Below are 14,044 nucleotides of genomic sequence, written 5' to 3' on the forward strand. Positions count from 1 at the left end.
GATGGGGAGGGCCCACGCGGGACCCTCCCCATCATCCATGCTTCAAGCCGCTGACGCGGCGTGCCGGAATCAGTTGCCGGCAGACAGCCGCGCGAAGCGGGTGACCTTCACACCGGCGGCGTCCAGCAGCTGGCCGACGGTCTTCTTGTCATCGCTGACGGCGGGCTGCTCAACCAGGCAGACGTCCTTGTAGAAGCCACCCAGACGACCCTCGACGATGCGGTCGATGATCTTCTCCGGCTTGCCCTCCTCCAGCGCGGTCTCCTTGGCGATCCGGGCCTCCTTCTCCACAACCTCGGCCGGGACGTCCTCGCGGGTCACGTACTGGGGCTGCATGGAAGCGATCTGCAGGGCCACGGAGTGCACCAGGGCCGCGTCGGCACCCTCGTACTCGACGATCACGCCGACCTGCGGAGGCAGGTCCTGCGAGCGGCGGTGCAGGTAGGTGTGGGTCTCACCCTCATAGCTGACGGCGTCCTTCAGCTCCAGCTTCTCGCCGATCTTGGTGGCCAGGGCCTCCACGGCGCTCTGCACGGTGCCATCCTCGAGGGCCACCGCGTTGGCGGCCTCGACGCCATTGGCGCCGGCCTCGGCCACAGCGGCGACGATCTTGTCGGCCAGGGCGATGAACTCGGCGTTTTTGGCGACGAAGTCGGTCTCCGAACCCAGCTGGATCAGGCTCTTGCCGGAGGCAGCGACGATGCCATTGCTGGCCTCGCGATCCGAGCGCTTGGCCATCTTGGCCTGGCCGGTGACGCGCAGGATCTCGACGGCGCGCTCGAAGTCGCCCTCCGCCTCGGTCAGGGCCTTCTTGGCGTCCATCATTCCGGCGCCGGTGGCGTCGCGGAGCTTCTTCACATCGGCAGCAGTGATTGCCATGTCAGTTTCCGTTCTTGGAAGTTGTTGCGGGACGGATCAGTTGGCTTCGGCGGCAGCCTCGGCCGGGGCCTCGGTGGCGGGAGCCTCGGTGGTGGCCTCGGCCTCGACGGCCGGGGTCTCGGCGGGGGCGGCCTCGGCGGCGGGCTGCTCGGCGGCCTTGTCACCGGCCAGCAGCTCCTTCTCCCAGTCGGCCAGCGGCTCGGCAGCCGGGGCGTCCGCGGCGGCGTCGGCGTTGCCACCGGAGCGCTGCAGCAGGCCGTCCGCGGCGGCGTCGGCGATGATCCGGGTCAGCAGGGAGACGGAGCGGATCGCGTCGTCATTGCCGGGGATCGGGAAGTCCACCTCGTCGGGATCACAGTTGGTGTCCAGGATGGCGACGACGGGGATGCGCAGCTTGCGCGCCTCGTCGATGGCCAGGTGCTCCTTCTTGGTGTCGACGATCCACACGGCCTGCGGGGCGCGGGCCATGTCACGGATGCCGCCCAGGGTCTTCTCCAGCTTGTCCTTCTCGCGCTTGAGACCCAGCAGTTCCTTCTTGGTCAGGCCGGAGGCGGCGACATTGTCGAAGTCCATGACCTCGAGCTCCTTGAGCCGCTGCACCCGCTTGATCACGGTCTGGTAGTTGGTCAGCATGCCGCCCAGCCAGCGCTGGTTCACGTAGGGCATCCCGACGCGGGTGGCCTGCTCGGCGATGGCCTCCTGGGCCTGCTTCTTGGTGCCGACGAACAGCACCTGGCCGCCGCGGGCGACGGTCTCCTTGACGAAGGCGTAGGCCTTGTCGATGTAGGTCAGCGACTGCTGCAGGTCGATGATGTAGATGCCATTGCGCTCGGTGAAGATGAAGCGCTTCATCTTGGGGTTCCAGCGGCGGGTCTGGTGCCCGAAGTGGACACCGCTCTCGAGCAGCTGGCGAGTGGTGACGACGGCCATGGCCGGTCCTTTCAGTCGTGGACGCAACGGCGCCCACACGGTTCCTCACAGGCGGTGAACTCTTCACCGCCCACCTGATGCGCTGTCCGGCCGCCACCCGTGCTGACACGGGACCGCGGGAGGCCCGACCCCTCGGCGAGGGATGAGCGCATGCGAAGTCAGCCCGAATCGGTTCGAGCTGCGCCTGCATTCTATGGGGTCCGGCAGCGGGCAACCAAACCGGCTGACCGGGGCCCAACTGGTCGGGGTTTTCCACAGATTCTGGTTTCCGAGGAATTGTCCACAGGCCGCCCGGGGCGTGACGCAAATCGAGGCCTCTTGCACACACTGCTGGGCATGAACAGACCGTGCCCGCCCCGCCTGGCCCTGATGTGCTCGCTGGTGGCACTGCTGATGACCACGCTCTGGCTGCCGGCCCCGACGGTGGCCGTCGCGCAGCCCGCTCCCCCACCGCCCCTGATCAGGCCCGTGGAAGGGGACGTCGGACGCGCCTTCGACGGCCCGAAGCAGAAGTGGGGCCGCGGGCACCGGGGAGTGAACCTGGCGGCGCCACCCGGCACCGCGGTGCTGGCCTCGGCCGACGGCGTGGTGGCCTTCGTCGGGCGGGTGGTGGACCGGGAGGTGATCTCGCTGACCCATGCCGGGGGCTACCGGACAACCCACGAGCCGGTGCGCGCCACGGTGCGGGTGGGCCAGCGGGTGCGGGCCGGGCAGTTGATCGGCTACGTGATGGCGGGCGCGGAGTGCCCGTCGGGTTGCCTGCACTGGGGCCTGAAACTCGGGGAGCAGTACCTGGACCCGCTGCGCTTCCTGGCCGCAACCGGGGTGCGGCTGCTGCCCGAGGGCAGCCGGGTGGCCTCCGCTCCCCCGCCGGCCACCGGGTCCTTGCTGCAGACCCTGACCATGCCCCCGATGCCGGCCGCCTCCGGCCGCCTGGTGCGACCCACCTCGGGGCCGGTCACCTCGCCCTTCGGGCAGCGCTTCCACCCCGTCCTGCACGTCTGGAAGCTGCACGACGGGATGGACTACGGCGCGCCCTGTGGCACCCCGGTGCGCTCCGCCGCCGCGGGACGGGTGGTGCTGACCGAGTTCAACATCGCCTACGGCAACCGGGTGATCGTGGAGCACGGCAGCATCGGGGGCACCGCGGTGCGGACCTCGTACAACCACCTCAGCGGCTTCGCCGTCTCGGCGGGCCAGACGGTGACGCAGGGGCAGCCAGTGGGCACCGTGGGCAGCACCGGCTACTCGACGGGCTGCCACCTGCACTTCATGGTCTGGGCCAATGGGGGTGTCACCAACCCCGCCGGGTGGGTGGGGTGAGCCCCTCAGGCGCGCGGATGGGCCTGGTTGAAGGCCGCCCGGAGCCGCTCATTGCTCACATGGGTGTAGATCTGCGTCGTGGCCAGCGACGCGTGTCCCAACATCTCCTGCACACTGCGCAGGTCCGCGCCGCCCTCCAGCAGGTGGGTGGCCATCGCGTGCCGCAGGCCGTGCGGCCCCAGGTCCGGGGCTTGGGGCACGGCCTCCAGGGCGTGGTGCACCACCCGTCGGACCACCCGGGGGTCGATCCGGGCGCCGCGCGCTCCCAGGAAGAGGGCATTGCTGGTGGCCGTCGCCGCGGCGGCCACCTCACCCCGCACCGCCAGCCAGCGCTCGACGGCCACCAGCGCCGGCTCCCCCACCGGCACGGTGCGTTCCTTGTTGCCCTTGCCCAGCACCCGGGCGGTGCGCCGGGCGAAGTCCAGGTCGGCCAGGTCCAGCCCACACAGCTCGCTGACCCGCACCCCGCACCCGTAGAGCAGCTCCAGCAGGGCGACGTCGCGGACCGGGAGCGGGCCCTCGCCCTCCGCGGCGCGGGCGGTGGCCGCGGCGAACAGTTCGTCCAGGTCCGCCTGGGCCAGGTCCGGCGGCAGCCGTCGCGGCACCCGGGGGGATTTCAGCGCCACCGCCGGATCCGTGGCCACCAGGCCTTCCCGGGCCGCCCAGGCGAAGAAGACCCGGGCCACTCCGCTGCGTCGTTGCAGGGTGGCGGGGCTGGCACCGTCGGCCTGCATCGCGGCCAGCCAGCCGCGCAGGTCCCGCAGTTCAACGGCCGCCAGGCGGGTGACACCGCGGCCCGTCAGGTGGCTGAACAGAGCGGTGACGTCACCGCGATAGGCCCGCACCGTGTGCGGGGAATTTCCCCGCTCCTGGGCCAGCCAGGCCGTGAACTCGTCGAGCACCACGCCCAGGTCCGGGGGAAGTTGGCTGGCCGATGGCATGGGTCGAGTCTAGATTTCAACCATGAGCGATTCCACGAGCGCCACCCAGTTGCTGATCGGCTGCTACACCGGCGAGTCCGGCACCGACGGGGTGGTCACGGCCCGGCTGTCCGCCATCGGCCCGGAGCTGACCGGGCAGACCGTGAGCCTGCCCAATGCCAGTTGGCTGGTGCAGCACGAGCAGCTGGTGCTGGCGGTCAGCGAGTGGAACCCGGCCCGGCTGGCCGTGCTGCGGCGCATGGACGATGGGCTGCGCGTGGCCAGCAGCGCCGCCACCCACGGCGCGGATGCCTGTCATCTGGCGGTGTCCCCGGATGGGGCGTGGATTGCCGTGGCCAACTATGCCTCCGGTTCGGTCAGCCTGTTCGCGCTGCCCACCGGCGCCTCGCTCGCCGAACCGCTCGCCGTGCTGGCCTTCAGCGGTCACGGCCCCGATCCCGAGCGGCAGTCCGCCCCGCATGCCCACCAGGTGACCTGGCTGGACGAGGACCATGTGCTGGTCTGCGACCTCGGCACGGACCAGCTGCACGTCGCTCGGGCCCGGGCCACCGGCGAGGGGGCCGAGCTGGACCTGCTCACCTCGGTCAACCTGCCGCCCGGCACCGGCCCACGGCATCTGGTGATGCGACCCGTCGGCCCCGACGAGCAACAGTTCGCCGTCGCCGGTGAGCTGAGCGGCCGCGTGGTGGGGGTGCGGCATGAGGGGCTGGACTGGGGCAATGGCTGGTGGGTGGGGCGAAGCGTGCTGGCGACGAATCATCCGGGCCAGTCACAACCGTCGGGCCTGCGCTTGTTCGGCCATGACCTGGTGCTGGCCAATCGGGGCACCAACACCATTGCGCTGCTGCGTTGGACCGACGACGGGATGCTCAGCCTGGCCAGCGAATCGCCGTGCGGCGGTGAGCACCCGCGGGACCTGGCCGAGCACGGGGGTCTGCTCTTCGTCGCCAACCAGGGCTCGGACACGGTGAGCGTGCTGGCCCACCGCGGGGAGGGCTTCGAGCAGGTGGGTGCGCTGGCCGTGCAGAAGCCGGCCAGTTTGCTCTTCCTCAGCGCGGATGACAGCCCCGCTGGGGCGGCGCGGTAGGTTGTGCCCCGACGATCAGGTTTTCGGCACGGAAAGGCAGGACATGGGCGCGCAGAGTCTGGAGGAGCTCACCACCGGGGGAAGGGTGCTGCGGATCACGCGCTGGGGTGAGCCGGTGATGCACGCCCCCACGCGCCCGGTGACCACCTTCGACGACGAGCTGCACGAGCTGATCCGGGACATGTTTGCCACCATGGCGGCCGCCCAGGGCGTTGGCCTGGCGGCCACCCAGGTGGGCGTCGACCTCTCGCTGTTCGTCTACCGCTGCCCCGACGAGGACCTCCGGGAGCAGGTGGGCGTCTTCTGCAATCCCCAGGTCAGCCTGCCCACGGGCAAGGAGCGCAACCTGGACTCCACCGAGGAGGGCTGCCTCAGCTGGCCCGGCGGCTACCAGCCGCTGGCCCGCCCGGACAAGGCCACCTGCACCGGCCAGGACGCCTTCGGCAATGAGCAGACCGTGGTGGGCACCGGGCTGCTGGCCCGCTGCCTGCAGCACGAGACCGACCACCTGGGCGGCACCGTCTTCGGTGACCGGCTGAGCTCCCGGGCCCGACGCAAGCTGGACGAGCAGGCCGAGCAGCTCAAGCACCTGTACCCCGACGACTGGCCGATCACCCCGAAGGGCCGCCGGGACGACGCCTGATGCACCCCACCCAGACGCCCTACACCGAGAATCCCGTCCGCGCCATCCTGTTGCTGCTCTGCCGAGCAGCCCTGGGGGTGATCTTCTTCTCCCATGGTTGGAGCAAGTTCACCGACCCCACCATCCAGGCCACCATCAAGCAGTTCACCGCCTGGGGCATTCCCTACCCGGACATCGCCGCACCCCTGGTGGGGGCCCTGGAGGTGATCGGCGGGGCGCTGCTGGTGCTGGGCGCCTACACCTGGGTGGTGTGTGTCCTGCTCAGCCTGGAGATGGCCGGTGCCATCTGGTTCATCCACCGGTTCAACGGGCTGCTGGTGGGCCAGGGCGGCTGGGAATACTGCGCCGCCCTGATCAGCGGGCTGATCAGCCTGTCGATCGCCTCCGCCGGTCAGTTCAGCTACGACGCCTGGGCCAACGGCGATGATTCCCCCAAGCGGCGGCGCACCACCCGCCGTCGCTGAGCACGCCCGCTGACCGCGCCACCCGGGTCAGCGACGGCCGAACAGCCGCCAGATCCTCGAGGCCAGCAGGAAGCACAGCGTCGGCACGCCGAGGACGAGCCACGGGCTGAACTGCATCCCGAAGACCAGTCCGGTGGAACCCCCGTCGGCCGAGGCGGTCATGCCGGGCATGAGCCGGATGGCACCGGTGGCCGTGCGGTTCTCGGCCAGCCCCGCTGCCAGGGCCCCGTCCACGAAGGCCATGCTGGCAAACATGCCCAACAGCATGATCGTGGCGAAGGCCAATGCCGCCGCGCCGAAGCCGGAACTCCACGCCGGCCGACGCGGGTCACGCACCGCCTCGGCACTTTCCTTGGCCAGCAGCCGAATGGCGCCCAGGCCGTCGCGGGCCTTCTCCCACCCCACCTCCGCGCTGGCCTCGGCCAGATTGGCCTTGAGCTCCCCACGCAGCTGACGCCGTGCCTTCCACGGAGTGCCGTAGAAGTCCAGCCAGAAGTCGTAGCAAGTGTCGACCCACTCGGTACGGATGCTCATTTCTCCTCCTCGACGATGGTCTCGACGGCTGCGGCCAGCTCACGCCAGGACGCCAGCAGCCGGTGGTATTCGGCACGCCCCGCGGGCGTGGTGGTGTAGTACTTGCGCGCCGGGCCGGTGGCCGAGGGGCGCAGCTCCGAAGAGAGCATCCCCGCCTTCTCCAGCCGGGTGAGGGCCGGGTAGACCGTCGCCTCGCCCAGATCGTCGAAGCCGGCCCCGCGCAGCCGAGTGACCACGGCGTACCCGTAGTCGGTGCTGCGGTCCAGCAGGAGCAGCAGCAGGGGCGCCAGCACCCCCTTCAACATCTGCGGATCGTGTTCCATGACTCCATGGTCACGTCAGGTACTAGACAATGTCAAGTACCTGACAAGACGAGCTTGAGTGCTCAGGTTCCCCCGAGCCCGTCGAGGGGTGATTCACGGCCGAAGCACGTAACAGACGACGGCCGTTGCGGCGGCCACATTGAGCGAGTCGACGCCGTGGCCCATGGGGATCCGCACGACGGCGTCGGCCTGGGCCAGCCAGTGCTCACTCAGCCCGGCGCCCTCAGTGCCCATCAGCACCGCGAGCTTCTCCCCCGGCGCCACCCGGGCCGCCAGCTGGTCCAGGCTGATCGAGTCATCCCGCAGGGCCAGGGCGACGATGGTGAAGCCGGCCCGCTTGAGCCGCTCGAGGTCATGCTCCCAGTCCTGCATCCGCGCCCACGGGAGGCTGAAGACGGCGCCCATCGAGGTCTTCACCGAGCGCCGGTAGAGCGGATCGGCGGCCCGGGGCGCGAGCAGCACGCCGTCCCAGCCGAGCCCGGCGGCGGAGCGAAGGATGGCGCCGACGTTGCTGTGGTCGACGATGTCCTCCACCACCACCAGGCGTCGAGCATCCAGCAGGTCGTCGAGGGTGTGCCGGGTCTGTCGTTCCATGGAGGCCAGCGCCCCGCGGTGGACGTGGAAGCCGGTCACCTGCTCCGCCAGTTCGAAGCTGACGACGTAGACCTCAGCGTCGCACCCTTCCAGCAGGTCCGCGAGCTCCTCGGCCCAGCGCGGGGCGAGCAGGAAGGAACGCGGCCGGTAGCCAGCCTCGATGGCGCGCCGAATCACCTTGTCGCCCTCCGCAATGAAGAGCCCCTCGGCCGCCTCCATCGAGTGCCGCAGCGAGGTGTCGCGCAGGCTGACGTAGTCGCGCAGGCGAGGGTCTGCTGGGTCGGTGATCTCGACGAAGGTGGCCACCGCAGGAGTCTAGTCAGCCCACCGGCGTCCGCTGGATGACCACCTTGCCGCGGGCCTTCTTGTCCGCCACCAGGGCGACGGCCTCGGAGGTCTGGCCGAAGGAGTAGCGGTGCCCCACGACGGGGCGCAGCACTCCGTCGCGGTAGAGGGCCGCGAGTTCGGCCAGCCGCGCCCCGTCGGCGTGCATGAAGTGGAATGCGTAGCGAACGCCCAGCTTGCGCGCCTGGGACCGCACGGGGCGGCTGACCAGGGCCAGGACGGGCGCCAGCCAGGGCTTGCGGAACTGGCGAGCCGTCGCCGCGGTGGGCGGGCCCACGACGCTCACGACGATGCCGCCCGGCACCAGGACACCCATGGACTTCTGCAGGGTCTCGCCACCGACGGTGTCCACGACGACGTCCTGCCCGCTCACCGTCTCGGCAAAATCACTGGTGCGGTAGTCGATCACGGTGCGGGCCCCGTGGCTACGCACCGCCTGTTCGTCGCGGCCGCTGCAGGTGGCCGTCACGTCGGCCCCCAGATGGGCGGCCAGCTGCACCACCACGGACCCCAGACCGCCGGCACCGCCGTGAACCAGCACCTTCTGGCCGGGCTGGACATTTGCCACGTCGACGAGCACCTGCCAGGCGGTGAGCGAAACCAGCGGCAATGCGCCGGCGTCCATCAGGTCCACTCCGGAGGGGACGACGGCAAGGTCCTCCTGGTGCACCGCGATCCGCTCCGCGAAGGTGCCGATCCGCCCATCACGCACCCGGCCGAAGACCTCGTCGCCCACGTCGAAGCGTGTGGCCCCGGCGCCTTTGGCAATGACGACGCCGGCCACGTCGTGCCCCAGCGCCAGCGGCAGCCGGTACGGGAGCAGTGCCTTCAGCTCACCGCGGGCGATCATCAGGTCCAGCGGGTTGACCGAGGCCGAACGGACCTCGACGAGGACATCCTCGGGCCCCAGCTGGGCATCGGACAGCTCCAACGAATCCACTCGACTGGTCTTGTACTTCGTGATGCCGTAGGCGTGCATGGTGCTTCCTGACTGTTCGGGGTCCTGTCCAGCACAACACGGCGAGGGACTTGGTGATTCCCACCGGTTAGGCTGACGCACATCATGAACCTGCGCCTGCCAAAGCCCGACTACTTCCTGCTTGCGATCATCGCCGCCGCCGTGGTGGCCAGCATCGCCCCGGCGACGGGTGCGCTGGTGCCCGTGGTCAGTTGGGCCAGCAAGATCATGATTGCCATCCTGTTCTTCCTCTACGGCGCCCGGCTGAGCCCGAACGAGGCGCTGGAGGGCCTGAAGCACTGGCGGCTGCACTCGGTGATCCTGGCCTTCACCTACCTGCTCTTTCCGGTGATCGGGTTGGCGATGTGGCTGCTGGTGCCCACCGTGCTGTCCCCCGAGCTCTACCGCGGCATGCTGTGGCTCACCCTGGTGCCCTCGACGGTGCAGTCCAGCATCAACTTCACCTCCATCGCCCGCGGGAATGTGGCCGGCGCCATCGTGAGCGCCTCCTTCTCCAACCTGATCGGCGTCGTCGTGACCCCGGTGCTGGCGCTGCTGCTGATGAGCACTTCGGGTGGGCTGACGATCGACGCCAGCTCGGTACTGGACATCGTGGTGCAGCTCCTGGTGCCCTTTGCCCTCGGACAGCTCTCCCGACGCTGGACCGCGGACTTCGTGAAGCGCCACAAGAAGCTGAAGCTGGTGGACCAGGGCTCGATCGTGCTGGTGGTCTACTCCGCCTTCAGCGCCGGCATGCGGGACCACATGTGGACCAAGGTGGACGTGTTGGACATCGTGAAACTGGTGGTGGTCTGCAGCATCCTGCTGGCCCTGATGCTGTGGCTCACCTGGCACGTCGCCCGTTGGCTGCGCTTCAACCGGGCCGACGCGATCGCGATCCAGTTCTGCGGCACCAAGAAGTCCCTGGCGACGGGCGTGCCAATGGCCACCGTGCTGTTCGCGCAGTTGCCCGACGTCGGTCTGCTGGTGCTCCCGTTGATGGTCTTCCACCAGCTGCAGCTGATGGCCTGCAGCGCCATGGCCGGCCGTTACGCCCGGCAGGCGCCCGACACACCACTCGTCGACGCATAGGCTGGGCCCATGGCCGAGATCCGCAAGCACAAGCCGTCCGCCGGTTCCCCCGTCGCCCAGGCCCTGGAGAAGGCGCTGGGAGCCTCCGTCCGCCCCGTCACCCCGGGCGCCCCGCCGCAGCCAAATGCCCCGAAGCAGGCGCCGACGACCAAGCCGCCCACCATCACCTCGGCCACCGCGGCCGCTGGCGGCTGGGTGAGCATCAAGCCCGGCCAGGCGCCCAAGGTGGCCAAGCAGCCCGACGAGGACGAGAGCTGAGGCTCGTCGTCGGGTCCGGAGCCTCGCAGCGCGATTCCGCGAGGAGACGCGAGCGAGCGAGTGTCGACGAGACGCAGCGCCAGAGGCTGCCGGTCCGGCGACGAGCCGAACCCTCTCGACAGAGTGCCCATATGTCCTCGACAAGGCTTGAGGAACGTGACAGCGCCCCGGTGGAATCCACCGGGGCGCTGCGTTCGTGCTGGTCAGACGGTCACTGGCCCTGCTGCGGGGGCTCCCAACCGGTCTGGTAGTTGGGGCCGGCCGGCGGCTGCATGCCACCACCCTGGGCCCACTCCCCCGGCGCCGGCTGCGGCTGCGCAGCCTCCTGGGTTTCCTCCGGGGCGTCACTCTGACCGATCTGCGGCGCCGCCGTCGCCCCACCGATGGCCTCCTCGCCCTGCGGGGCATCCAAGGGGGCGCTCTGCTTGCGCGGCTTGAGCGTCGGCTGGGAGAGCTTCTCCGCTTCCTCGATCACCGACTGGACCGTCTTGTCGCTCTGCGCCCGCTCCTGGTCGGTCTGGGCCTGGATCTCGGCCATCACGTCCACCTTCTCCGGCGCGGAGAACTTGGTCTTGTCGACGGGCGTGAACCCCTGCAGCTTCTCGGCCAGTTCGGTCCCGCCGACGGCCGATCCCAGCCCCTTCAGGGCGTCGTTCAGCTCGCTGGGCACAATCCACACCTTGTTGGAGTCGCCGCGGGCCAGCGCCGGCAGCATCTGCATGTACTGGTAGGCCAGCAGGCCCTGGTCCGGCTCGCCGGCATGAATCGCGTTGAAGACGGTGGTGATGGCCTGCGCCTCACCTTCGGCGCGCAGCATCTGCGCCTGCCGGTCGGCCTGGGCGCGCAGCACCGCGGCCTCTCGGTCACCCTGTGCCCGCAGGATCGCGGATTCCCGCTCACCGCCGGCGGACAGGATCTGCGACTGCCGCTGGCCCTCGGCCAGCAGGATCTGGGCTCGCTTGTCACGCTCGGCCCGGGCGCCCTTCTCCATCGCGTCGCGGATGGTGGCCGGCGGCTCGATCGCCCGCAGCTCGACGCGGTTCACCTTGATGCCCCACTTGCCGGTGGCCTCGTCCAGCACCGCGCGCAGCTTCTGGTTGATCTCCTCGCGGCTGGTCAGCGCCCGCTCCAGGTCCATGCCACCGATGATGTTGCGCAGCGTGGTCATGGTGAGCTGCTCGATGGCGCCGCGGTAGTTCTGCGCCTCGTAGGCGGCACGCACCGGGTCGACGATCTGGAAGTAGATCACGGAGTCGATGTTGACCATCAGGTTCTCCTCGGTGATCACGCCCTGCGGGGGGAAGGCCTGCACCTCCTCGCGCATGTCCAGGTTGTAGCGAACCCGGTCAACCAGCGGCACCAGCAGGTGCGGGCCGGGTTCCAGCGTGCGGCGGAACTTGCCCAGCCGCTCCACCACGGCAATCTGCTGTTGCTTGATGATCCGCAGCGACTGCTGCAGCGCGATGACCACGAAGACCACCAGCATCAACAGCAGGACCATTCCGATGTCCATCAGACCCTCCTCGGGTTGTTCAGTCTTCGAGCATCCGACGTTGACTGGGCAGTTCCCGTTCCACCGGGTAGACCACCAGCGTCGTTCCGTCCACTTCATACACCTCGACGAGGTCCCCGACGCCGATCTGGATGTCCGACGCCATGGTGCGCGCGGTCCAGACCTCGCCGTTCACCTTCACCTCGCCACCACTGCGGGTGATGGCGGCCGTCGCGGTGCCTTCGGAGCCAACCAGCTTGCTCAGGCTGGAGCGGTAGCCGGGCGCATTGCGCACCCGACGCAACAGGGTCGGGCGCAGGAAACCCAGCATCGCGGCGGCCACGGCCAGGGCGACGATCACCTGCAGCCAGACCAGTCCGGGCAGGAAGAAGGCCACGACGCCCCCGGCCAGGGCCCCGGAAGCAAGCATCAGCAGGGTCAGGTCAAGGGTGAGCATCTCGGCGCTGGCCAGTACCAGGGTGATCACCCCCCACAGGGCCCAGAGGTTGTCGCCGAACCACTGCACGAACTCGCCCTCCTGCGGATACATGATCCTCCTCAGTCAGTGGCCGCCCGGCGGGCCCGGACGGCTCGCGCGGTCAGACGGCCGTCGACCCGATCCAGTTGCAGCGGCAGGTCAAAGGTCTCGCTCAGCTTCTCGGACGTGAGCACCAGATGGGCCGGACCCGCGGCGACGATCCTGCCCTCCTTGAGCAGCAGGGCGTGGGTGATGCCGTCGGGGATCTCCTCCACGTGGTGCGTGACCAGCACGGTGGCGGGGGCGTAGATGTCGGTGCACAACTCGCTCAGGCTGGCGACGAGCTCCTCGCGGCCGCCGATGTCCAGGCCGGCCGCCGGCTCGTCCAGCAACAGCAGCTCCGGGTCGGTCATCAGGGAGCGGGCAATCAGCACCCGCTTGCGCTCGCCCTCGCTCAGGGTGCCGAAGGTGCGCTCGGCCAGGTGGTCGACGTGCAGCTGCTGCATCAGTTCCCGGGCACGCTCGTGGTCCATCGAGTCGTAGTGCTCCCGCCAGCGACCCATCACGGCATAGGAGGCGGAGACCACGATGTCGGCCACCGTCTCGCTCTTCGGGATCCGGTCCGCGACCGCCGACGAGGTGACGCCGATCCGGGGGCGCAGCTCAAACACGTCGACGGTTCCCAGCACCTCGTCGAGGATCCCGGCGACGCCGGTGGTGGGGTGCATCTGGCACGCGAGGATGTTCATCAGGGTGGTCTTGCCCGCGCCATTGGGGCCGACGATCACCCAACGATCGCCCTCCTCCACGTCCCACGTGATGCCGTCGAGCAGCCACTTGTTGCCCCGACGAACCCCGACCCCGGAAAGATCCACGACACTTGCCATGTCAGCAACCTATCCGAGTAGCGGGGCCCGCCCAAGCGACGCCCCCAGTCAATCTGCTCGTATCCTTCTGGTCATGCTCGACGCCTGTCTCCGCCTGGCCACCGGACTGAACCGGCTGTCCGAGGGCCGCATCACCGCCCCTGAACTGGAGGCGGCGGTGCGGGCCGACGGCACACCGCACCACGTGCATGACCCGGATGGGCTCCTGTGTCTGGATGCCGTGGCGCGGGACCCACTGACCTCGGTGCCGCTGCGGCTGGCCCTGGCCCGGTTGGACCGCACCCCGGCGGTCTGGGCGCTGCTGCTCCCCCGGCCCGGCCACCCCGCGGGCTTGCGCGGCCCGACGGAGGTGACCCGCGCGGCGCTGGAGGCCGAGGCGGTGGTGCTCACCCACGACGGCAGCCTGGCCTGGCTCGGTCAGCAGGTCGGCGGCGGGGTGCAATGGCGGCTGGCCCGGGCCGAACGCCCGTTGCCACCGCCGGACCCGCGGGAGCAGGCACGGCACTTCTCCCGGCTGGTGGCCGATGCGGCCTCCGCGCTGGCCGGGTTGGACCTGACGGCGGGGAGCCGCCCCGGCGAGGTGCGCGCCCCGGCGCTGGGAGCTGGTTACCCGTCGCGTTCCCAGACCCTGCTGGACCGGGCCTGGCTGATGCTGACCGCCGTCGACGCCGCCCTGACCGCCCAGCCCGAGGTGCTGCACTCCCACGCCGTCCTGACGCGCGAACGGCACCTGCGGGAACTCGCAGATGCCGCCCTAGACGCCGTCAGCGCCGCCGCCTCCTGGCCGGAGCGCGCACTGGAGGACTGACCCCTCGA

17 protein-coding genes are annotated in these 14,044 nt (G+C 69.9%); 7 read left to right on the plus strand and 10 right to left on the minus strand.

Going from position 1 to position 14,044, the window contains the following annotated elements; all coding sequences use genetic code 11:
* Nucleotides 1-69: 69 nt before the first annotated feature.
* Entirely contained in the window at nt 70-879 is an 810-nt protein-coding gene (tsf, locus tag AAEX60_RS04765) for a translation elongation factor Ts (RefSeq protein WP_342101576.1), read from the minus strand.
* Between the two features lie 36 nt (nt 880-915).
* Entirely contained in the window at nt 916-1,809 is an 894-nt protein-coding gene (gene rpsB / locus AAEX60_RS04770; RefSeq protein ID WP_342101577.1) for a 30S ribosomal protein S2, read from the minus strand.
* 336 nt (nt 1,810-2,145) lie between these two features.
* On the opposite strand from rpsB, the gene AAEX60_RS04775 reads away from it, so the two are divergent.
* Nucleotides 2,146-3,132 (plus strand): M23 family metallopeptidase, encoded by a 987-nt coding sequence (locus AAEX60_RS04775; RefSeq protein ID WP_342101578.1) that lies wholly within the window; start codon nt 2,146-2,148, stop codon nt 3,130-3,132.
* A 5-nt stretch (nt 3,133-3,137) separates the two neighbouring features.
* On the opposite strand, the gene AAEX60_RS04780 is transcribed toward AAEX60_RS04775, so the two are convergent.
* Nucleotides 3,138-4,073, minus strand: coding sequence for a tyrosine recombinase XerC (locus AAEX60_RS04780; protein ID WP_342101580.1), 936 nt, complete (start codon nt 4,071-4,073; stop codon nt 3,138-3,140).
* Between the two features lie 22 nt (nt 4,074-4,095).
* Here AAEX60_RS04780 and AAEX60_RS04785 point away from each other — a divergent pair, with 22 nt between their 5' ends.
* The 3 genes from AAEX60_RS04785 to AAEX60_RS04795 are packed head-to-tail and all read left to right on the plus strand — an operon-like array spanning nt 4,096 to nt 6,267.
* Nucleotides 4,096-5,160 (plus strand): lactonase family protein, encoded by a 1,065-nt coding sequence (locus tag AAEX60_RS04785; protein WP_342101581.1) that lies wholly within the window; start codon nt 4,096-4,098, stop codon nt 5,158-5,160.
* 43 nt (nt 5,161-5,203) lie between these two features.
* Nucleotides 5,204-5,803 (plus strand): peptide deformylase, encoded by a 600-nt coding sequence (gene def, locus AAEX60_RS04790; RefSeq protein ID WP_342101582.1) that lies wholly within the window; start codon nt 5,204-5,206, stop codon nt 5,801-5,803.
* The gene (locus tag AAEX60_RS04795; protein ID WP_342101583.1) at nt 5,803-6,267 is read left to right on the plus strand and encodes a DoxX family protein; all 465 of its coding nucleotides are present in this window, start codon (nt 5,803-5,805) and stop codon (nt 6,265-6,267) included. The genes def and AAEX60_RS04795 overlap by 1 nt, the downstream gene beginning before the upstream one ends.
* Nucleotides 6,268-6,294: 27 nt before the next feature.
* Here the strand turns inward: AAEX60_RS04795 and AAEX60_RS04800 are convergent, their stop codons facing one another.
* The 4 genes from AAEX60_RS04800 to AAEX60_RS04815 form a co-directional block, all read right to left on the minus strand.
* Nucleotides 6,295-6,801, minus strand: coding sequence for a hypothetical protein (locus AAEX60_RS04800; RefSeq protein WP_342101584.1), 507 nt, complete (start codon nt 6,799-6,801; stop codon nt 6,295-6,297).
* Nucleotides 6,798-7,124, minus strand: coding sequence for a PadR family transcriptional regulator (locus AAEX60_RS04805; protein WP_342101585.1), 327 nt, complete (start codon nt 7,122-7,124; stop codon nt 6,798-6,800). Before AAEX60_RS04805 ends, AAEX60_RS04800 begins: the two co-directional genes overlap by 4 nt.
* 93 nt (nt 7,125-7,217) lie before the next feature.
* Nucleotides 7,218-8,024 carry a TrmH family RNA methyltransferase gene (locus AAEX60_RS04810; protein WP_342101586.1) on the minus strand — a complete coding sequence of 269 codons (807 nt, stop codon included), beginning with the start codon at nt 8,022-8,024 and terminating at the stop codon, nt 7,218-7,220.
* Nucleotides 8,025-8,037: 13 nt separating this feature from the next.
* Nucleotides 8,038-9,042 carry an NADP-dependent oxidoreductase gene (locus AAEX60_RS04815; RefSeq protein ID WP_342101587.1) on the minus strand — a complete coding sequence of 335 codons (1,005 nt, stop codon included), beginning with the start codon at nt 9,040-9,042 and terminating at the stop codon, nt 8,038-8,040.
* An 84-nt stretch (nt 9,043-9,126) separates the two neighbouring features.
* Here AAEX60_RS04815 and AAEX60_RS04820 point away from each other — a divergent pair, with 84 nt between their 5' ends.
* Together AAEX60_RS04820 and AAEX60_RS04825 are read left to right on the plus strand one after the other, a co-directional pair.
* Complete coding sequence (locus tag AAEX60_RS04820) at nt 9,127-10,113, plus strand: bile acid:sodium symporter family protein (protein WP_342101588.1); 987 nt, start codon at nt 9,127-9,129, stop codon at nt 10,111-10,113.
* 9 nt (nt 10,114-10,122) lie between these two features.
* Entirely contained in the window at nt 10,123-10,371 is a 249-nt protein-coding gene (locus AAEX60_RS04825) for a hypothetical protein (RefSeq protein WP_342101589.1), read from the plus strand.
* Nucleotides 10,372-10,582: 211 nt separating this feature from the next.
* Here AAEX60_RS04825 and AAEX60_RS04830 read toward each other — a convergent pair whose 3' ends face one another.
* Genes AAEX60_RS04830 through AAEX60_RS04840 form a run of 3 tightly spaced genes read right to left on the minus strand, consistent with a single transcriptional unit; the run spans nt 10,583 to nt 13,228 of the window.
* Entirely contained in the window at nt 10,583-11,872 is a 1,290-nt protein-coding gene (locus AAEX60_RS04830; protein WP_342101662.1) for an SPFH domain-containing protein, read from the minus strand.
* A gap of 31 nt (nt 11,873-11,903) precedes the next feature.
* Complete coding sequence (locus AAEX60_RS04835) at nt 11,904-12,413, minus strand: NfeD family protein (protein WP_342101590.1); 510 nt, start codon at nt 12,411-12,413, stop codon at nt 11,904-11,906.
* An 8-nt stretch (nt 12,414-12,421) separates the two neighbouring features.
* A complete protein-coding gene (locus tag AAEX60_RS04840; RefSeq protein WP_342101592.1) occupies nt 12,422-13,228 on the minus strand; it encodes an ABC transporter ATP-binding protein in 807 nt (268 codons plus the stop codon).
* A 73-nt stretch (nt 13,229-13,301) separates the two neighbouring features.
* Here AAEX60_RS04840 and AAEX60_RS04845 point away from each other — a divergent pair, with 73 nt between their 5' ends.
* Entirely contained in the window at nt 13,302-14,036 is a 735-nt protein-coding gene (locus AAEX60_RS04845) for a hypothetical protein (RefSeq protein ID WP_342101593.1), read from the plus strand.
* The last annotated feature ends 8 nt before the right edge of the window (nt 14,037-14,044 follow it).

Origin of the sequence: Luteococcus sp. H101 (genome assembly GCF_038433155.1) — a bacterium.
Taxonomy (GTDB): Bacteria; Actinomycetota; Actinomycetes; order Propionibacteriales; family Propionibacteriaceae; genus Luteococcus.